Origin of the sequence: Herbiconiux daphne (assembly GCF_024979295.1) — a bacterium.
In the GTDB taxonomy this organism is placed as follows: domain Bacteria; phylum Actinomycetota; class Actinomycetes; order Actinomycetales; family Microbacteriaceae; genus Herbiconiux; species Herbiconiux daphnes.
Genome location: NZ_JANLCJ010000605.1, coordinates 1 through 582 on the forward strand (window position 1 = coordinate 1; position 582 = coordinate 582).

1 protein-coding gene is annotated in these 582 nt (G+C 42.4%); it reads right to left on the reverse strand.

What is annotated here, in order from left to right:
* On the reverse strand, positions 1–501 hold a 501-nt coding region (locus N1032_RS26705; RefSeq protein ID WP_259543689.1), incomplete at its 3' end, for a hypothetical protein.
* Positions 502–582: the final 81 nt, after the last annotated feature.

Below are 582 nucleotides of genomic sequence, written 5' to 3' on the forward strand. Positions count from 1 at the left end.
AACGGCTTCACGTGCAGAGACAGTTGCCGAACCAAGTTGAATACGTTGTGTCAACTTAGAACCTTTCTCAGTTCCGAACCAGTTGATGAATTTGGTAATCGGATTCCGGTTCTTTGCGGTATTTACTTGATATTGGAATTGCGAACGGAGTTTTCTTGAAGCAACGTTTTCCACACTCTCAACCGACAATCTCGTATTCTTAATTTCGTTCAGTCCCTTGTAATATCTAATTTGCTTAGATTGCATTATTTGATCTTTAGTCAAGACTCTTACTGGACGAGCATATTGTCCGGCTCTTTTCTTGGCATTTGCCTTTGCAAGTCTTATGCGTTGACGTTTAATCTGATCGCGGACAAGTCTTGTCGCTTCCGCCTTTGAGATTCTACCGGTTCTCAATGCTTCGTTGATACTTATAGTTGAGTTGGCAAGTCTTGTTATTTCTGCCGGTGCTTCCACCCTTAGAATTTCCTTTTGGATAGTTGAACGAATCGCCTTAACCATTTGGCGTCTTGTGAACTTTGTTGCTTGGTCCGCCTCTTGCAATAGAGTAGCGGACAAAGTCTTAATGAGTTGCGGAGTATC